Here is an 18,177-nt window from a genome sequence, read left to right on the forward strand (position 1 = left end):
GAAGCATGAGTTACGTTTTTACCCACGACCAAAACTTTACCCAACAAACCTACACCCAAGCCGATTTACAGCATACCGAATTTGAGCAATGTACTTTTACCGATTGCGACTTTACGGCTTGTTTCTTTCAAAACGTGACCTTTGTCGATTGCAATTTTGTGCGTTGTAACTTCAAAGGAACTAAGCTCAATCATACCGCCTTACGTGGTGTATGGTTTACCGATTGCAATCTTACCTCGGTCAATTTTGCCATGACAGATCAAGTGATTTATGAATTTCACTTCAAAGATTGCTTACTCGATTACAGTCAGTTTTATAAATTGAAATTACGGCAAATTCAGTTCATTCATTGCAGTATGATTGCCACTGATTTTATGGAAACCGATTTATCAGGTGCTTTGTTTGACTCGTGTAATTTACGGCGTACGGTTTTTAGCAACACCAATTTGGAGAAAGCCGATTTCTATACGAGTTATGAATACCGGATCGATCCCGAAAAAAATAAAATGAAAAAAGCCATTTTCAGCGCACAAGGGCTGCATGGCTTATTGGAAAAATATGCTTTGGTTATTAAACCGTAAATAAATTATTTCTTTTTGGCCTGCACCATTTCCATTTTGGTAGCATCAAACGTCCAGGTTAAGGTTGTCGATTTATTCTTTTGGGTGACCGTACCATCGGGGTTGAGGACCAATTCATAGCCCTCACGACGCACCCGCATTTGGGTTTCACTCGCATTTTTATTGCGGTCTAAATACACTTTTTCGGTGATGTTATTGGTGACTTGTGTGTTGAAAAAAACTTGCTTCTTACTCGTCCATTCATAAATAGCGTGGGTAACGGTGGTAATTTCTTCCGTTTTATCGGTGGTGGTAACCGTCTTTTTTTCGGTCCAAGACACGGCATACAATTTTGTTCCAGAAGCGGTAAAGGGGACGATTTTACAATCTACAGGCTTTAATGCTGTGGCATTGGCTTGCACCACAACCGTTTCTTTTACTTTGGCACCTTCCATTTGAACCAACTGTAAATTTCCTGCTTTGAGTTCTAAGACCAGGTTTTCGACTTTGGCCAATACAGGCGTAGCGGCAGGTGCTTTTTTCTTTTGGGCGTTGACCAACGAGAGGGAACATAACATACAGAAGAACACGATTTTTTTCATGGTGAAAAGGATTTTAGTGTTCCGAATGTACAAATTATTTTGGTGTAAAAAAAACAGACGAACCTCAAGTTGAAATTCGTCTGTTTCTCTACAGGGAAAAAAGGGTTAGTCTTTGCTTGACTTCACGGCCAAATTGTAGATCACCAAACCGAAACCGATTTTGTTAATCGCATCGGCAATGTTGTAGGCTACATCTACATTTCCTTTGCCCAACATAGAGGTGTACCAGCCTTCGGTACCCAACATGTAGCCCAACGGATATATGGCCCAACCTACCAATACAAACCAGCATAAAATCTTGTGGGCTTCCAATACCGAACCGCCCGCCGCTTTGGCCAACTTGGAGGCTTCGCCCAACCAAATTTCATACACAATGATGAAGTATGCCAGACCTGATACTAAGCCCCACAACCAAGCATTAGCTGGATCAACGGCTTCTCCAAAGTACCCCGTAATCAACATCACTAAGGAATAACCAATCATTTTCCATAATAAAGAGGTTTTGGCTCCGGCTACTTTGAGAATCAAATAGAATTCCAAACACATCAACGGCACCGTCAACACCCAATCCACATACCGGAAAAAGGTAGGCGATTCTCCAAAAGCACTCCAATAATCACGCATGTAAAAATAGTGTACCGCTGCAATGAAGGTAATTAACCCAGAAACCAACACGGAGGTACGCCACTTTTTGTCAAACTGACTTAAGGATAAGAAGAAAAAGGCCGAAGCCGCCATCATAGCCATACATCCGATGAAAAATGTAAATCCAATGTAATCGGTGGGCATCATCTTGGCTACCCAACCGGTCAATAAACTGAAGTTTGTCATAATTTGTTGTTTTAGTTGTTATTACTTGTTATTGTTTAATTAAAATTACAAAACATTAAACAAATATTCTTTGTTTTGTTTAACAATTTAACTATATTTATTAAACAATTTAAACAACCCAACGATGGAAAATTCCCTTCACCTCCGCATTTTACTGACTTTTTTCATGTTATGGTTGGCCAATTTTATTTCTGTTGAGAATCAGCAGCTTATTGGTTTTGTAGGAATAGCCTTACTAGGAATTGTACACGGAGCCAATGATTTAACGATTGGGCAGCAATTAAAAGAGAGCGGGTCCAAATCTTGGGAGGTAACATTGTTGTTGAAATACATTACTATTGTATTGATAGGGATGGTGGTATTTACGCTTCTTCCCTCCTATGGCTTACTGCTTTTTATACTTATCAGTGGGTATCATTTTGGCAATCAGCACTGGACGTTGGAAATACCCTTTTTACAGAACCGCCTAGGGATGTTGTTTCAAGGAAGTTATGGTTTGTTGGTGTTGGGCATTCTTTTTTGTTTTCATGAAAAAGAAGTACAGGCGATTGTTCAAACGATTACACGAAAAACGTATGCTACCTTGTGGATTCAAGAAATAACGCTGTTCCTCGGGCTGTCGGTGTTGGTGTTAGGAAGTCTTTTGGCCCAAAAAAGTAGCGCTTTTCGGGCGCGGATAGGTCGGAATCTATTTTACCTAATGGTGTTTACGCTTATTTTTTATCATGCTGGATTGATTTGGGGATTTAGTATGTATTTTGTGTTATGGCATAGTGTACCTTCAATTCAAGAGCAGATTCGGTTTTTGTATGGCACAGAAAATAGACGCTCGTGGGGACATTATTTTAAATCGAGTGCCTTGTATTGGTGTTTGGCGGTAGGAACGATGGGTATTGCGTATTGGGCCATTGCCAATGATACGGTATTTAAAGCCTTATTCTTTTCCTTGATGGCCGCTATTACATTTCCGCATACCTTAATTATAGCGCAAATGAAAAAGGCGATGCAAAAAAAAAGTCGGACCTAACATCCGACTTTTATTGCTATTTGTTTTACACGGTTTATTTCACTTCTTCAAAATCCACGTCTTGCGTTTGATCGCCGGTCGCTTCTTGCTGGGGCTGCGCTTGGTGGGTTTGTCCTTCGGCTTGGGCTTTGTACAATTCCTCAGAAGCATTTTTCCAAGCTTCATTGATTTTGTCTAAAGCGGGCTGAATCGTATCGATGTCTTTGGTTTCGTAGGCCTTTTTCAAGTCCTCTAACGCCGCTGTAATGGCCGTTTTATTGCCTTCTGACAATTTATCGCCAAACTCGGTCAATTGCTTTTCGGTTTGGAAAATCATACTGTCGGCTTCGTTCAACTTGTCGGCTTTTTCTTTGGCCTTGCGGTCGGACTCGGCATTCATTTCGGCTTCTTTCTTCATGCGCTCGATTTCTTCGGGTGTTAATCCTGAAGACGCTTCGATGCGAATGTCGTGGGACTTGCCTGTTCCTTTATCGGTCGCCGACACTTTGATGATTCCGTTGGCGTCAATATCAAAGGTCACTTCAATTTGTGGTACCCCGCGTGGTGCTGGTGGAATGCCGTCTAAGTGGAAACGCCCAATGGTTTTGTTATCGGCCGCCATGGTGCGCTCGCCTTGCAACACGTGAATTTCTACACTGGGTTGGTTGTCGGCTGCGGTTGAAAACACTTGCGACTTTTTAGTCGGAATGGTTGTGTTGGCCTCGATTAACTTGGTCATCACATTCCCCATTGTTTCTATTCCCAAGGACAATGGCGTTACGTCGAGCAAAAGAACATCTTTTACATCCCCTGTTAACACCCCTCCTTGAATGGCAGCTCCAATCGCTACTACTTCATCAGGGTTAACGCCTTTGGACGGTTTTTTACCGAAGAATTTTTCTACTTGCTCTTGAATAACCGGAATACGCGTAGAACCTCCTACCAAGATCACCTCATCGATATCGGAGGTCGATAAACCGGCATCTTTTAAGGCTTTGGCTACAGGCTCCATCGAGCGTTTCACCAAGGTGTCGGCCAATTGTTCGAACTTCGCACGGGTTAGTGTTTTGACCATGTGTTTGGGTCCGCTGGCAGTCGCTGTAATATAAGGTAAGTTAATTTCGGTTTGTGTCGACGATGACAACTCGATTTTGGCTTTTTCGGCGGCTTCTTTCAAACGCTGTAAGGCCATTGGGTCTTTGCGTAAGTCGACGCTTTCTTCACTCATAAATTCGTTGGCCATCCAGTCGATGATTACTTGGTCGAAGTCGTCTCCTCCTAAGTGGGTATCCCCATTGGTAGACAATACTTCAAACACGCCGTCGCCCAACTCGAGGATTGAGATATCGAAGGTTCCCCCTCCTAAGTCGTATACCGCAATTTTTTGGTCTTTTCCGGCTTTATCCAAGCCATAGGCCAAGGCCGCTGCGGTGGGTTCGTTGATGATACGCATGACCTTCAAGCCGGCAATCTCTCCCGCTTCTTTGGTCGCTTGACGTTGTGCATCGTTGAAGTAGGCCGGTACGGTAATTACCGCTTCGGTCACGGCTTGACCTAGGTAATCTTCGGCGGTTTTTTTCATTTTTTGCAGCGTCATGGCCGACAATTCTTGTGGGGTATACAAACGCCCATCAATATCGACCCGTGGCGTGTCGTTATCGCCTTTCACTACTTTGTATGCTACCGTTGAGGCCTCTTTGGCACTTTCGGTGTATTTATTTCCCATAAAGCGTTTGATCGACGCAATGGTTTTGGTCGGGTTGGTGACGGCCTGACGTTTGGCAGGATCACCTACTTTGATTTCGCCGCCTTCCACAAATGCAATGACTGAAGGTGTGGTGCGTTTCCCTTCTGCGTTAGCAATTACTACGGGTTCGCCCCCTTCCATAACGGCTACACATGAATTGGTTGTACCTAAATCGATACCAATAATTTTTCCCATGATGTTAATCTCCTTTATTTTATTTCTGTTGAATGACCTCTCTAAGAGTAGGCCGTGCGTTGGCACGCTTCGTCCATGACAACTTTTGTGCCAAGGGCAATTGGAGTCGTTTTTGTCAGGAGTTGGGTGACAAGATGGCAGTGTTCAGCCCCGAAGGGTCGGGATCAGTATACAGTAAACAGTGTACAGTATACAGCCCCGAAGGGTCGGGGCAGTGGACAGTGTTCAGTAAGGGCTCAGCAGCTCAGCTTCTCAGCGGCTTAGGAGCTTAAAAAAACAGTGTACAGTGGGCAGTGTTCAGTAAGGGCTCAGCCCCGAAGGGTCGGGATCAGCTTCTCAGCGGCTTAGGAGCTTAAAAAAACAGTGTACAGTGGGCAGTGTTCAGTAAGGACTCAGCAGCTCAGCTTCTCAGCGGCTTAGGAGCTTAAAAAAACAGTGTACAGTGGGCAGTGTTCAGTAAGGACTCAGCAGCTCAGCTTCTCAGGAGCTTAGCAGCTTAAAAAAAACAGTGTTCAGTAAGGACTCAGCAGCTCAGCTTCTCAGGAGCTTAGCAGCTTAAAAAAACAGTGTTCAGCCCCGAAGGGTCGGGAGCAGCTTCTCAGTGCCTCAGTAACTCAGCAGCTTTTCACCCCTACAAATGGAGTCAAAAAAAACCGCCTCGATGATGAAGCGGTTTAAATTAAGGCATACCCAAGGTATTGTTATTCTGGAAGGAGCTGGCCGATGACTTTATCTTTGCTTAGATACTTTTGTGCTACTTTTTGGAGATCGCTCACCGTAAGAGCTTGTATCACCGCTTCCATTTTCAACAACTCTTGTGGATCGGTACCGTTGATGTAACTGCGGGTTAAATGATTCAACCAATACTCATTTTCCTTCAACTGTTTTTTATGCTCGAGCAGTTCGGCTTCTTTGAACTTATTCAAGTCTTTTTCCTCCGGTCCCTGCGTAATAATTTTTTGAAGTTCCTGCAAAGCTGAAGCCGTCAGTTTCTCTACATTTTCAGGGCCACAGGGGAAATTGATATTGAAATTATAATTTGGATACGGATATTTATTCATCATCCCTCGTGCGCTAACACCATATACGCCACTTTCGGTTTCGCGCAATTGTTCGACCAATTTAATCGTCAACACTTCTCCCAAAGCACGAAGTTGTAAAGCTTCTGTTGCACTGTAAGGCGTTTCGCCAAAAAACATGATTTGCACGTTACTTTTGGGATCTTTTCCTTTTCGAACTACCTTCTTGATATCGCCCGAGACCATACGGTAGCCCGTATCGCGAATGGTTTCCTTGTTTTCTGAACTCGGTAATGAAGCGATATAGGTTATCGCAAAGTTTGCTAAGGCTTTTTCATCTATATTACCTACCAAGAAAAATTCAAAATCACCTGCATTGGCGAAACGCTCTTTGTACTTTTGGTAGGCTAATGCGTAGTCGGTTTGGGCCCATTTTTCAGCATTGGGGAACATCCCATTAAACCTTGGATTTTTGGCATTTAAAGCGGTATATAACTCTTGTTGGAAATACATGGTGGGCTGCGCAATCAAGTTCTCTAAAAAGGCTGATTGCTTCTTTTTGTACCCCTCAAAAGCGGCGGGGTCAAAATTCAAATCGGTAAAGTACGCATGGATCATTTGAAACACATACTCCAAGTCTTGGGGCGTTGCCTCTCCACGAAATCCCTCCGTTTGGGGTTGGATGTAAGGCGTAACACTTGCAATTTTACCCATCATAAACTTGGTAATATCGTTGGTTTTTAAGCCTGAAAATCCGGCTTCCGACAATCCGTAATTGGCAAATTGTGTCTTTTTAAAATCGGCATCGTTATACGCATTTGTTCCTCCATAACTCACCGCTTCAATTACTACTTCCTCATTTTTGAAATCGGTTTTTTTATAGGTTACTTTTGCACCATTGGACAACCATAACGTTTTGGTACCTATAGCCGTATTTTCGGTGGTTTTTACAATACTTCCTGGTTTTGGCGTAGTGCGCAACAATCCTTTGGCCACCGCGGTATCTTCATAGGGTTTAAGGGTTTTGGGATCAACGGTGAGTGCCGCTAATACTTCTTTCTCGGTAATTGGAGCCAACGATTCTTTTTCGGGAGCCGTCATCACAACCACGCGATTCTCGTCTTTGATGTACTCGTTTAAAAAGCTATTCACTTCTTGCAAGGTGATTTGTGGCAGCAGTTTTTGCGTGGTTTCATACGACCAAGCTACATCGGTACAAGGCGTGTTTTCAAGAAAATGGGATTGGTATTGCCAAACATAATTTTCTGACTCCTGCTTGTCTTTGTCTTTCAAGCGACTCTCCAACTGTGAGAGGATTGTTTTTTGAGCACGTTCCAATTCGCCAGGAGTAAATCCATATTTTTTGGCACGTTCATTTTCATACACCAACACGCGTAAAGCGTCAAGTAGTTTATTTTCTTGTGTCATGGCAAACGATTGGTAGGCTTCTTTGGTGCGGGCAAACGTCGAACCATGGTAGGAATATCCAAATGTAAAGGGTGGTTCTGCTGAATTAACCAACTCTTCCAAACGGTTATTGAGCATCGTAGAAAACAAGCCTTCGGTAAGGTTTCGCTTGTAATCGCCAAGGGTGCGGGTTACTTTGGGGGCTCCAAAATCTTTGTACAGTAATTGCACTTGGGTGCTTGTTGCTTCTTTATCGCGTTCAATGGCAATCAGGGTTTGCTTATGGTTGGGTACTTCAAACAGTTTTCGCGGTTTTTCGGGAACGGGATTCTTGTAGGCACCAAAATGTTCCTTTATTTTTTGCTCCATCGCGTCTACATCAATGTCCCCTACAACAATGACACTCATCAGGTTGGGTCGGTACCAATCCTTGTAAAAAGCAGTCAGTTTATCGTAAGTAAAATTCTCCAAAATTTCTTTTTTACCAATGGGAAGCCGCACGGCATATTGGGAATTGTACATCATTTTGGGAATGTAGCGGTCTTCCATACGCTTGTCGGCGCCCAATCCTAGGCGGTATTCCTCCAAAACGACACCGCGCTCTTTATCGATTTCCTCAGGCGTTAAGTTGGCATTAAAAGCCCAGTCTTCCAAAATCTGAAATCCTTTTTCAATTTTCTCAGGACTGTCTGCGGGAATAGGTAAAAAATAAACGGTTTCATCAAAACTGGTGTAGGCATTCAAATGCTGTCCAAACTTTACCCCGATACTTTGGAGGTAATCGACCAACTGATTTTTAGGGAAGCGTTTGGTCCCGTTGAAGCACATGTGTTCCATGAAGTGGGCTAACCCTTGCTGGTCGTCGGCTTCTAAAATTGAACCGGCATTGATGACCAAACGTAAGTCGACTTTTTTCTCAGGTTTGGCATTCTTGCGAATGTAATACGTCAGTCCGTTGGACAATTTTCCGGTACGAACTGCGGGATCAAAGGGAATGGGGGCGCTTAAGTCTTGAGCGGTGCTGAAAAAAGATACAAACAATACGGCCCATACAAATTTGTTTACATGTTTCATAAAAAAATGGTTTATACGTGAAAATAATAGAGAACTTAAATTTAGTAAAAAAAGTATAAGCTACCATAAACTTTATAAAAAATCCATGATCATCGCCCCTTGAACCAGTACTTTACCTAGAAACTTCCATTTGATTTTTTTTTTGACCCTCCATAAAACATGCGTCACATCACACAATTGCTTGATATGCATCAGCTTTTGCCCCAAGGGAAACAAGCAACTTTGTCTTGTGGAAGCTTAACCGATACTGCTGTCGATTAACTTTTCCTCCACCCTCCAACCCATGTTGCCTTCCCTTAAAAAACGCGGCATTCTTTTAGAGAAAACCACCCACGGTTTTGAAAACCTCGGGGTGCTTAATCCCGCCGTACTCCGCAATAGCGAGGGCATTCATCTGTGGTACCGCGCCCTGAGTAAAACCCATGGTTCTGTAATTGGCTATGCGCATTTTGATATCCAAGGACAGCTTCTTGGCCGGGATGAAATTCCAACCTTATACCCACAAGCTTCCTACGAGTGTCAGGGTGTTGAGGACCCCCGTATTGTGCTCATGGATGGGGTGTTTTACCTTACCTACACGGCCTTTGATGGCCATAACGCCCGAGGTGCCCTTGCCATCTCCAACGATAGGATTCATTGGGAAAAACAAGGCTTAATCGTTGCCGACATTCGCTTTGCCGATTTTATTCTTCTGGCGGAATCCAACCGCCCACTGAATGAAAAATACCACCGTTACAACCAACCACCGCAGGGGTTACTCAATACCCAAGACTGGAAGTTGTGGGACAAAAACGTAATCCTTTTTCCTCGACGCATCCACGGAAAACTCTATTTGTTGCACCGCATCAAACCCGATATTCAATTGGTCATCATTCAAGAATTCAGCGACCTTACCACATCCTTTTGGGAAAACTACTTCTTGCATTTTACCGAAGGAATTCTCCTAAGCCCAAAGTATGATCACGAAGTTAGCTATGTTGGAGGCGGCTGCCCCCCTATTGAAACCGATTTGGGTTGGCTATTGATTTACCATGGTGTACACGATACCATCGACGGTTATGTATACAGTGCCTGTGCGGCTTTGTTGGACCTAGAAAATCCAAAAATTGAACGGGGCCGATTGCCTTATCCGCTCTTTGGTCCCGAATACGAATATGAAGTTCACGGAATTATAAACAACATTTGCTTTCCCAGTGGCGCAGTGGTCGTTGACGAATTGCTCTATATTTTTTATGGCGCCGCCGACAAACGTATTGCTTGGGTTACCCTCTCGCTACCCTCATTACTGGAAGAACTACAACGTAACCCCCTCGAAACCCATGCGACTTAAAATGCAACATCCGCAGCGGCTCCTCTTGCCGCAGTATACACAACGTATTCCCGCACAACAACCTGTTCCGGTTTTTGAAGTGCAACCCGATTTGGTGATGATAACCACTTACCCCCCACGGGCTTGTGGCTTGGCTACCTTTGCCTCCGATTTGATGGAGGCCATGCAAACGCAGTACGAACAGGCTTTTAGCGTTAAAATTTGTGCCCTAGACGCTCCAGAAGCTGTTTACCCAGCTAGCGTGTTTCATGTATTACAACCCGAAAGCAGTGCATCATACCACACGCTCCTTACCAAAATGAAACAACTGCATCAGCAAGAATGGGTGGTGGTACAACATGAATTTGGACTCTACCGTACGCACGAATACAAGCTGTTGGACGCCTTAAACCAAATGGAGAAAAAAATCATGGTGGTCCTTCATACCGTCTTGAGTCAACCCGACGAAGCTACCTTGTTGTTTATGAAACGACTCGGTTTCTTGGCGCACACCTTGGTCGTTATGACAAACCATTCCAAAAAACTATTGATCGAACGCTATGGAATGCTGGCTTCCAAAATTATTGTCATTCCCCACGGTACGCATTTGGTCGATCATTTGCCAAAGGCCGACCTCAAAAAACGGATGGGTTGGGAACAACGCACCTTGCTTACCACTTTTGGATTGCTCAGCTCAGGCAAAAATATTGAAACGACACTTCAGGCCCTTCCCTTAGTAATCGAACAGTTTCCAGAAGTTTTATTCTTGATTGTAGGACAAACACATCCCGGGGTGGTTGCGCAAGAAGGCGAACGGTACCGGACCTTTTTGGAAGATCGTATCGCCGCTTTGGGATTGCAATACCATACCCATTTTATCAACGAGTATGTGGCATTACCGAAGCTTTTGGACCTGTTACAAATGACGGACATCTATTTGTTTACCTCCAAAAATCAGGAGCAAGCTGTGAGTGGCACCTTTGCCTATGCCTTAAGTTGTGGCTGCCCCATCATCACAACTCCTATTCCACATGCTAAAGAACTTGTGCAAAAAGGGAGTGGCCTCCTCTTTGATTTTGAACAACCCGTACAATTGGCGCGACAACTTGTTGCGTTACTTGCACAACCCGAATGGCAAGAGGAATTGCGGGGCAACGGTTTACATCAAATGGAGCCCACCGCCTGGGAAAACACAGCCATGCACTATGTCAATTACCTACAACAGCAAAGTACCACGCAAATGTCCCTCACCCTTCGTCTTCCTTACATCACCCTAAAACACGTTTGGGCAATGACCACCGGCAAAGGAATCTTACAATTTGCGCGACTCAACCAACCCGATACAAGTTCGGGATATACCCTCGACGACAATGCCCGGGCGCTTATCGTTACCGTACAAAACTATCAAATCACGCGTAATCCAGCTTTGCGGAACGCTATGGAACGCTACCTTCAGTTTATGCTTTTTTGCCTCCAACCCGACGGTCGTTTTTTGAACTACCTGTCCTACACCCATGAATTCACCCCCCAAAACAATGCGGTCAATTTGGAAGACGCATTCGGACGGGCCCTTTGGGCTTTGGGGTATTGCGTTGCATTTGCGCCCACCGATCAAGCCTCATTGCAGCAACTCATGCAGGACTTGTTACAAGCGACTCGGAACCCTCGTTTGACCCTTACCTCCCCTCGGGCGATAGCGTTTACCCTCAAAGGACTCTATTTTGCACACGAGTCGGGAAACGCTGATTACAGCACCGAAATCGAAATCCTTGGCGATCGCTTGCAGGGGATTTACGGGCAAACGGCTTCCGACACCTGGCCATGGTATGAATCCTACCTCACCTATGGCAATAGTGTGTTGCCCGAAGCGCTTCTTATGGCATGGAAAGTAACCCACCGAAAGGATTTTAAAACCACAGCGGTTCACTCCTTTTCGTTTTTAGTAAGCATCTTGTTTCGCGATACCTATTTGAGGGTAATCCCCAACAACGGTTGGTTGCACCGCGGACAAGCGTGGTCACAATTACCTTTAGGAGGCGAACAACCGATTGATGCTGCTTACACGGTATTGGCCTTGGATACGTTTTATCGGCTACTCCAACAACCCGAATATGCTAAACGGATGGAAACGGCCTACCGGTGGTTTCTTGGATTAAATCATCGGGGCGAACTACTCTATAATCCCAAAACCGGGGGCTGTTATGACGGCCTCGAAGCCGATCATGTTAATCTTAATCAAGGCGCCGAATCGACCTTGAGTCATCTTTTGGCCCGGCAAGCACTGGAACTTCACCGAAACAAATACTCCCATCAACTTCAAAATCAAATTCACACATGAGTCCCGACGAATCATTACAATTTACGGTGCAACAAGCCTTGCGCTGGGAACCTCAAATGCAGGACGCTCAACTCGGCGTAACGGCCCACCAAGGCATTATCACCCTTATGGGGATACTACCCAATTATTTCCTAAAAGTAGAAGCTGAACGCATTGTCAAAAACATTGATGGCGTACGCGCAATTATTGAAAAAATAGCCGTGGTTTTTCCGAAAGAACACTGTTTAACCGATGAAAAATTGGCTGAAAACATCTTGCACTTGTACCAATCGAGTTTTACCATCCCCGATGAGCGGATTCGCTTTAAGGTTGAAAACGGTTGGGTTACACTGGAAGGCACCTTGCATTGGAACTACCAGAAAAAAGCCGCAGAAGCCGCGTTGAGCAGTATCAAAGGGATACGGGGAATTTCTAATTTACTGCATACCCAATCCGATCGCGAAAATGAGCTGTTGCAAGAAACAATCGAGAAAGCCCTTCACCATAGCGCTTTGCTCTCGGATGCAGTGATAGCCGTGACCCTCGATCACCGTAAGGTTACCCTTACCGGTAGTGTTAATAATCTTTATGAAAAAGAAGAGGCGGAGCGCTTGGCTTGGAATGCTCCGGGGATCGCCTCAGTAGCCAATGCACTTGAAATACGACCCTTAATCAACGTTTTTAGCGATGAACGCGAATAACGACCTTCAGCAAAAAGTGCAATTCGCCCTGTTTTGGGAGCCGCATCTCACGGGGGCTGCCATAGGGGTAACCGCGCATGACGGAATAGTTACCTTGAGTGGTACGGTGGCACGCTATGAAATGAAAGTAGACATTGAGCAAACCGTCAAAAAAGTTCGGGGCGTTCGAGCCGTAGTCATGCACATCAACGTGCAAGACCATCTAGAAGCTACCGACGAAGAACGATTGGCTGAGGAAGCCTTACGAGCCTTGGAACTGCATACTTCTATAACGCCCGAACACATTAAAATCGTGGTAGCCAACGGGTGGATTTACCTTGTGGGTTCGGTCGATTGGCACTACCAAAAACAAGCCGCCGAAAAAGCCGTATCGCGAATAATGGGCGTAAAAGGGGTAGTCAATTCATTGCTTATTCATTCGGAACGCACGGATATGTTGGAAACCAAAGCCCTTTGTGACGCTTTTGACCGCAGTAGTATTTTGCGTGGAAAAACCATTGAGGTAGCGGTTCACCAAAACGAAGTCACCCTTACCGGGGTTGTCGATTCACTACTTCAAAAAGAAGAGGCCGAACGGATTGCCTGGAATGCTCCTGGCCTTTGGCGTATTCATAACCAACTGGAAATTGTTCATCCCTAACCGGTGGAATTTCTATAAAAATCAAAAGCTATGGGAAAAATTCTTGTTACTACCGACTTTTCCGGTCATTCGCGGAAAGGCATTCGTTTTGCCTTTCAATATGCCCAACAAACCCAATCGAGGGTAGTGTTATTGCACGTCCTCAATCTTTTTGACCCCGAAATTGCCATCGACTCGCGAACCGCGACACCGCAACTGCGTTGGGAGGAAGCCCTACAACTCAAAACCAACCAACTCAAGAAGTACATTCATGTTGTATTTCCGTCGGGGATTCCGAAAGTTGACTATGAAATTGTATGTCTTAAACTCGAGCGGAGTTTGGCCGCCACCATTATCCATTACTCCAAAACACAGGCCATTGAAATGGTTTTTTGTAGCGAAAATGGAGCCTCTATTTACAAAACATTGTTGGGCAGTCTCCCCGAAGCTTTGCTACACCATTGTCCCGTTCCTTTGTGCATTGTGCCCAATCGCTACCGAACGAGACCTATACAGTCGCTTTGTTACCTCACTGACATGGCGCATATCGATGATGAAATGGCCCAGATTACAACGCTTCAACGCCGCCTGGAAGCTCGGGTGGAAGTTTTGTTTTTTGCTTATGAACTCGAACTAAAAGCGCGGTTTACCCAATTGCATGAAACGGCAAAAGGGTATGAAGGCGACACGGTACGGTTTCAATACATTCAACTGATTCCGCAAACGCCGTTTAAAGAATTGTTGCATCGGTTGTTGCACCCTTTAAAACCCTCGATGGTGGTGTTGTTTCGAACCCCCAACCGTTCCTTATTGAGTCGGATGCTTTTTCCCTCCAAAACTTCGGCTTTGGTACTCGAAAATCATCTTCCCCTTTTGGTCATTCCTAAACTTTAACCGCATACGATGGCTTTCCGTCCTTATGAAAACGAACTGGTCGGCTTGGGACAGTTTACGTTGTTTTTCGGTCGCTTTTTTCGGGAACTGCATTTCAAATCGCTATCGGGGCGCGAACTGCTCAAACAATGCTATACATTGGGGTACCGCTCACTCCCTCTGGTCACAACTACGGGATTGATCATGGGTTGGGTGCTCACCATACAATCCCGACCTGCCATGGCAAAATTTGGCGCTGAGTCATGGATTCCGGGTATGGTAGGCCTTTCCTTGGTACGGGAAATTGCCCCAGTGATTACTGCCTTGATTTGTGCGGGACGAATGGCCTCGGGTATTGGCGCCGAACTAGGTTCGATGCGCGTCACCGAGCAAATCGATGCTATGGAGGTAAGTGCTATCCGCCCTTTTCAATATTTGGTAATCACACGTACCTTGGCCACTACCTTGATGCTGCCAATCCTCGTGTTGTATGCCGATGCCGTTGGACTCTTAGGGGGGTATTTGGGTATTTCAAGGCATTTAGACCTTACGCTTGGGCATTACCTTCGGCAAGTTTTTGACTCCTTAGCCTTTAGTGATTTGATTCCTGCTGTGATGAAAACCTATTGCTTCGGATTTTTTATTGGCTTGGTAGGATGTTTCAAAGGATTTCATGCCCAGGGAGGCACCGAAAGTGTGGGACGTGCGGCCAATGAAGCGGTGGTCACGGCCTCACTAAGTATCTTTTTTGTCGATTTAATTGCAGTGCAACTCACCGATTTGTTATGACCCCTATCCTAGCCTTAGAACATGTATACAAAGCCTATGGTTCCAAAGCCGTACTGGTCAACCTAAGCTTGGCGGTAGAAGCAGGGGAACATGTGGTGGTGTTGGGCCGCTCTGGCTCGGGAAAATCGGTTGCCATTAAATGCCTGGCCGGACTCACCAAAATCGACCAAGGCGTCGTGCGTTTAATGGGACAAGACATTACTCATAGCGATGAAAATGCCTTGAGCGCCTTACGCCAAAAATTGGGCTTCTTGTTTCAAAGTGCAGCGCTTTACGACTCGATGACCGTGGGGGATAACTTGGCGTTTACACTACAACACAACCAACCCAAACTGGCTCTAGAAATAATCAATCAAAAGGTGCGCGCTACCCTACGCAATGTTGGCTTGGAGTCGGCTATGGACCTTATGCCCGGTGCATTGTCGGGAGGCATGCGGAAGCGCATTGGACTTGCCCGTGCCTTAATCATTGACCCTGAAGTATTGCTGTATGACGAACCTACGGCCGGACTCGACCCTATTACGGCCAAAGAAATTATCGACTTAATGTTGCGTATCAAAGCCGACTACCATCCTACCGCTGTGATTATTACCCACGATTTGGTTTGTGCAGCGCATACCGCCGATCGGATAGTCGTGTTGCATGAAGGGCAAATCATTCAATCAGGAACTTATGAAACCTTGGCACAAAGCAAACATCCGATGGTGCATGCTTTTTTTAATCCTTAGGCTATGAAAAACGATACGACACACTATTGGAAAGTGGGACTCTTTAGCCTATTCGGGTTACTGCTTTTGGTTATCGCCGTCTATACGTTGGGGTTTAACCAAAATATATTTCGATCGAGTTTTGTGGTCTATGCTCGTTTTCAAACGGTAAGTGGACTTCGGCAAGGGAGTACGATACGGTTGGCGGGGATTGGCATTGGTACCGTTTCCCGTATTGCATTTGAACCCGACGGAACGGTATTGGTTAAACTGGCTCTCGACACCGAGGTGCAAACCCATTTGTACCGCGATGCCATAGCCACTATTGGGAGCAATGGTTTGGTGGGCGATAAAGTATTGGAACTCACCGCGGGTTCCCAAGCGTCGGGTATTTTACATCCGAATGACACGCTTCAATCGGTAGCCCCGATCGAAGTAGAAGTCATTATGGAAAGCGTATGGCAGAGTGCCAAAAATGCTGCGGCGATAACGTCCGAATGGCAAACGTTTAGCCACCGATTGAATCGCGAAAACGGATTGGTTTCACGATTGATTCGCAGTCGAACATTTGCCGATAAAATCGAACGGGTTGTTGCTCAATTGGAACAGAGTACTAGCGCTTTGGCACAATTTACTCCGCAGTTGAACAATCCGCAAGGATGGGTCCATCGCGCGTTGAGTGACCCCACGTGGAGTGCGCATTGGAGCGCGAGTTTACAAGAACTGCATACCACAAGTACAGCCTTACGGGAATTTTCGACCCGGTTGAATGAATCGGATGGATTAGTGCAGCAATTGATACAAAATGATACGTTGCGGGATTCATTTACGCAAACCGTTTACCATATCGAACAAACTGCCCAAGGATTGCACACCCTCACCCAACGGTTGAACCAACCCGATACAGTGCTCTCCAAACTCATTAACGACCCCCAATTGGGCCAATCGGTTGATAGTACTTTGAACCAATTGGAGCAGAGTATTCGTGAATTTCGAACCCTTGAAGCCGCTGCACGTGAATCGTTTTTACTGCGGGGCTATTTTAAAAAAAAATTCTAACCTAATTCCTTTTAAACATGAAAAATGAACGAATCTTGGCTATTTGGATGGATTATTCCAAAGCCTTTCTCATTGAATTTACCGACAAAGCACGGGAAATCGACATTTTGGAGGTCCAACCCATAAAAAACACCTATGGCAATGGATTACACAGTTACCATAAAGACCAAAAGCGGAAAGAAAATCGACATGCCTTTTTTAAAAAAATTACCGACAAAGCCAAGGCCTATTCCCATGTTGTTTTGTTTGGCCCTTCGAATGCCAAAGTAGCACTCGCAAACCAATGGCAACAAGAGGGTTTGTTTTCTGATCAAGGATTGGAAGTCTTTACCACAGGGCGCCTGTCTGAAACCCAACGGTGTCATTGGGTGAACAATCACTTTACCCCGCCAGCAGTAGCTTCTTGACCGTTGGAGTATTCGCCACAAAAAAAGTCCGATACGGTGGAAGGTGTCGGACTTTTTTATTTGAAATAGGGGGCTTTTTAACGTTGCCATAGTGCCTCGGACTCGGGAACTTCGATCAATACAAAGTAGATTGAACCGCCGAGTACGAGAGCCACTATTGGACTAAAGAAGATAAAATCATAGGGGTTTAGGTACCGCATTATTGCATAGGACAAGGCTAGGGTAAGTCCTACAATCCACATTCGTTTGGTGTACGAAATCAAGGTGGGCAACAAGGTAACACTCATCCAAAGATAGGTGCCATAGGCTTGAAAATAGCTGTCACCCTTTTGAATAAAACGCATATCGTCGCCGTCGAGAGTAACCGTTACTTCATAAAAAATATAATCCCAAGTGGTAAATAACGCCACAAGCACTCCTAAGTATACAAAGAAAAGCAAGAGGCGTCGGATGGCCCATACCCGCTCCATGCGTTGGAGGGCGAAGGGAATCCACACCGGCCAAATGATTTGGGACAAAATCAATAAGAAAAGTGTAAAAAAACCTTGTAAATAATCGTAGGCTGGGAAATCAACCGCAAGGGCTATTAGGGCGGTGCAAAACTGTTCTATTGCCAGGATTAGCGGAATCATGGCAAAGGGAAAGTAACGTGGGTGGTTGACCCGTTGTACTGTGGCGAAGGCCATAAGCGCTAGGATTACCCCAGAAAAAATCGGAAAAAGGATGTTGTAATGCATATGCTATTGGTTTGGGTTTGGTTGTTCTAAAGTAACACAACACCAACGCGTGAAGCTTGATTAAAATCAGAAAAAACAGGTGATTGCCCTCAGGGTACTTTTGTACTAAGTGCCTCATTTTTGTACGTAACTGTAAAAAAAATAATGTTAAATAATCTGTAGGGTTGTTTAATTGCCTACCTTAGACTCGATTATTTTAACAATTGTTAACCACACCC

The 18,177-nt window shown here is 45.0% G+C and carries 16 protein-coding genes; 11 read left to right on the forward strand and 5 right to left on the reverse strand.

Translation table 11 applies throughout. The annotated features are described in order from the left end of the window. Nucleotides 1-5 precede the first annotated feature (5 nt). Nucleotides 6-581 carry a pentapeptide repeat-containing protein gene (locus tag O9316_RS03055; RefSeq protein ID WP_298205297.1) on the forward strand — a complete coding sequence of 192 codons (576 nt, stop codon included), beginning with the start codon at nucleotides 6-8 and terminating at the stop codon, nucleotides 579-581. A 5-nt stretch (nucleotides 582-586) separates the two neighbouring features. Here the strand turns inward: O9316_RS03055 and O9316_RS03060 are convergent, their stop codons facing one another. Both O9316_RS03060 and O9316_RS03065 read right to left on the reverse strand, forming a co-directional pair. After that, nucleotides 587-1,162: a hypothetical protein gene (locus tag O9316_RS03060; RefSeq protein ID WP_298205298.1), complete on the reverse strand. Its 576-nt coding sequence runs from the start codon at nucleotides 1,160-1,162 to the stop codon at nucleotides 587-589. Nucleotides 1,163-1,267: 105 nt separating this feature from the next. After that, nucleotides 1,268-1,993: a bacteriorhodopsin-like gene (locus tag O9316_RS03065; protein WP_298205299.1), complete on the reverse strand. Its 726-nt coding sequence runs from the start codon at nucleotides 1,991-1,993 to the stop codon at nucleotides 1,268-1,270. Nucleotides 1,994-2,117: 124 nt separating this feature from the next. Between O9316_RS03065 and O9316_RS03070 the strand changes: the two genes are divergently transcribed. After that, entirely contained in the window at nucleotides 2,118-3,020 is a 903-nt protein-coding gene (locus tag O9316_RS03070) for a Brp/Blh family beta-carotene 15,15'-dioxygenase (protein ID WP_298205300.1), read from the forward strand. Nucleotides 3,021-3,054: 34 nt separating this feature from the next. Here O9316_RS03070 and dnaK read toward each other — a convergent pair whose 3' ends face one another. Both dnaK and O9316_RS03080 read right to left on the reverse strand, forming a co-directional pair. Further along, nucleotides 3,055-4,941, reverse strand: coding sequence for a molecular chaperone DnaK (gene dnaK / locus O9316_RS03075; RefSeq protein WP_298205301.1), 1,887 nt, complete (start codon nucleotides 4,939-4,941; stop codon nucleotides 3,055-3,057). A 701-nt stretch (nucleotides 4,942-5,642) separates the two neighbouring features. Then, the gene (locus O9316_RS03080) at nucleotides 5,643-8,441 is read right to left on the reverse strand and encodes an insulinase family protein (protein ID WP_298205302.1); all 2,799 of its coding nucleotides are present in this window, start codon (nucleotides 8,439-8,441) and stop codon (nucleotides 5,643-5,645) included. Between the two features lie 283 nt (nucleotides 8,442-8,724). Between O9316_RS03080 and O9316_RS03085 the strand changes: the two genes are divergently transcribed. Genes O9316_RS03085 through O9316_RS03125 form a run of 9 tightly spaced genes read left to right on the forward strand, consistent with a single transcriptional unit; the run spans nucleotide 8,725 to nucleotide 17,222 of the window. Beyond that, on the forward strand, nucleotides 8,725-9,771 hold the full coding sequence (locus O9316_RS03085; protein WP_298205303.1) for a pesticidal protein Cry7Aa: 1,047 nt from the start codon (nucleotides 8,725-8,727) through the stop codon (nucleotides 9,769-9,771). After that, nucleotides 9,761-12,088 carry a glycosyltransferase gene (locus tag O9316_RS03090; RefSeq protein ID WP_298205304.1) on the forward strand — a complete coding sequence of 776 codons (2,328 nt, stop codon included), beginning with the start codon at nucleotides 9,761-9,763 and terminating at the stop codon, nucleotides 12,086-12,088. The genes O9316_RS03085 and O9316_RS03090 overlap by 11 nt, the downstream gene beginning before the upstream one ends. Next, nucleotides 12,085-12,768, forward strand: coding sequence for a BON domain-containing protein (locus tag O9316_RS03095; RefSeq protein ID WP_298205305.1), 684 nt, complete (start codon nucleotides 12,085-12,087; stop codon nucleotides 12,766-12,768). Before O9316_RS03090 ends, O9316_RS03095 begins: the two co-directional genes overlap by 4 nt. Next, nucleotides 12,755-13,408, forward strand: a complete 654-nt coding sequence (locus tag O9316_RS03100; RefSeq protein ID WP_298205306.1) for a BON domain-containing protein — start codon at nucleotides 12,755-12,757, stop codon at nucleotides 13,406-13,408. The genes O9316_RS03095 and O9316_RS03100 overlap by 14 nt, the downstream gene beginning before the upstream one ends. A gap of 30 nt (nucleotides 13,409-13,438) precedes the next feature. Then, nucleotides 13,439-14,281, forward strand: a complete 843-nt coding sequence (locus tag O9316_RS03105) for a universal stress protein (RefSeq protein WP_298205307.1) — start codon at nucleotides 13,439-13,441, stop codon at nucleotides 14,279-14,281. Between the two features lie 9 nt (nucleotides 14,282-14,290). After that, nucleotides 14,291-15,049, forward strand: coding sequence for an ABC transporter permease (locus O9316_RS03110; protein ID WP_298205308.1), 759 nt, complete (start codon nucleotides 14,291-14,293; stop codon nucleotides 15,047-15,049). Next, nucleotides 15,046-15,777 carry an ATP-binding cassette domain-containing protein gene (locus O9316_RS03115; protein ID WP_298205309.1) on the forward strand — a complete coding sequence of 244 codons (732 nt, stop codon included), beginning with the start codon at nucleotides 15,046-15,048 and terminating at the stop codon, nucleotides 15,775-15,777. Before O9316_RS03110 ends, O9316_RS03115 begins: the two co-directional genes overlap by 4 nt. A gap of 3 nt (nucleotides 15,778-15,780) precedes the next feature. Then, nucleotides 15,781-16,815, forward strand: a complete 1,035-nt coding sequence (locus O9316_RS03120; protein ID WP_298205310.1) for an MlaD family protein — start codon at nucleotides 15,781-15,783, stop codon at nucleotides 16,813-16,815. 17 nt (nucleotides 16,816-16,832) lie between these two features. Further along, nucleotides 16,833-17,222, forward strand: a complete 390-nt coding sequence (locus O9316_RS03125) for a hypothetical protein (protein WP_298205311.1) — start codon at nucleotides 16,833-16,835, stop codon at nucleotides 17,220-17,222. 77 nt (nucleotides 17,223-17,299) lie between these two features. On the opposite strand, the gene O9316_RS03130 is transcribed toward O9316_RS03125, so the two are convergent. Then, complete coding sequence (locus tag O9316_RS03130) at nucleotides 17,300-17,959, reverse strand: hypothetical protein (RefSeq protein WP_298205312.1); 660 nt, start codon at nucleotides 17,957-17,959, stop codon at nucleotides 17,300-17,302. Nucleotides 17,960-18,177 lie beyond the last annotated feature (218 nt).

The sequence above is a fragment of the Flavobacterium sp. genome (assembly GCF_027533505.1).
Classification (GTDB): domain Bacteria; phylum Bacteroidota; class Bacteroidia; order Flavobacteriales; family Flavobacteriaceae; genus Flavobacterium.

What these genes read in the sequence shown, in the direction of transcription:
- O9316_RS03055 (WP_298205297.1), top strand. Translation starts at nt 6, where the DNA reads ATGAGTTACGTTTTTACCCACGACCAAAACTTTACCCAACAAACCTAC.
- O9316_RS03060 (WP_298205298.1), bottom strand. Translation starts at nt 1,162, where the DNA reads ATGAAAAAAATCGTGTTCTTCTGTATGTTATGTTCCCTCTCGTTGGTC.
- O9316_RS03065 (WP_298205299.1), bottom strand. Translation starts at nt 1,993, where the DNA reads ATGACAAACTTCAGTTTATTGACCGGTTGGGTAGCCAAGATGATGCCC.
- O9316_RS03070 (WP_298205300.1), top strand. Translation starts at nt 2,118, where the DNA reads ATGGAAAATTCCCTTCACCTCCGCATTTTACTGACTTTTTTCATGTTA.
- dnaK (WP_298205301.1), bottom strand. Translation starts at nt 4,941, where the DNA reads ATGGGAAAAATTATTGGTATCGATTTAGGTACAACCAATTCATGTGTA.
- O9316_RS03080 (WP_298205302.1), bottom strand. Translation starts at nt 8,441, where the DNA reads ATGAAACATGTAAACAAATTTGTATGGGCCGTATTGTTTGTATCTTTT.
- O9316_RS03085 (WP_298205303.1), top strand. Translation starts at nt 8,725, where the DNA reads ATGTTGCCTTCCCTTAAAAAACGCGGCATTCTTTTAGAGAAAACCACC.
- O9316_RS03090 (WP_298205304.1), top strand. Translation starts at nt 9,761, where the DNA reads ATGCGACTTAAAATGCAACATCCGCAGCGGCTCCTCTTGCCGCAGTAT.
- O9316_RS03095 (WP_298205305.1), top strand. Translation starts at nt 12,085, where the DNA reads ATGAGTCCCGACGAATCATTACAATTTACGGTGCAACAAGCCTTGCGC.
- O9316_RS03100 (WP_298205306.1), top strand. Translation starts at nt 12,755, where the DNA reads ATGAACGCGAATAACGACCTTCAGCAAAAAGTGCAATTCGCCCTGTTT.
- O9316_RS03105 (WP_298205307.1), top strand. Translation starts at nt 13,439, where the DNA reads ATGGGAAAAATTCTTGTTACTACCGACTTTTCCGGTCATTCGCGGAAA.
- O9316_RS03110 (WP_298205308.1), top strand. Translation starts at nt 14,291, where the DNA reads ATGGCTTTCCGTCCTTATGAAAACGAACTGGTCGGCTTGGGACAGTTT.
- O9316_RS03115 (WP_298205309.1), top strand. Translation starts at nt 15,046, where the DNA reads ATGACCCCTATCCTAGCCTTAGAACATGTATACAAAGCCTATGGTTCC.
- O9316_RS03120 (WP_298205310.1), top strand. Translation starts at nt 15,781, where the DNA reads ATGAAAAACGATACGACACACTATTGGAAAGTGGGACTCTTTAGCCTA.
- O9316_RS03125 (WP_298205311.1), top strand. Translation starts at nt 16,833, where the DNA reads ATGAAAAATGAACGAATCTTGGCTATTTGGATGGATTATTCCAAAGCC.
- O9316_RS03130 (WP_298205312.1), bottom strand. Translation starts at nt 17,959, where the DNA reads ATGCATTACAACATCCTTTTTCCGATTTTTTCTGGGGTAATCCTAGCG.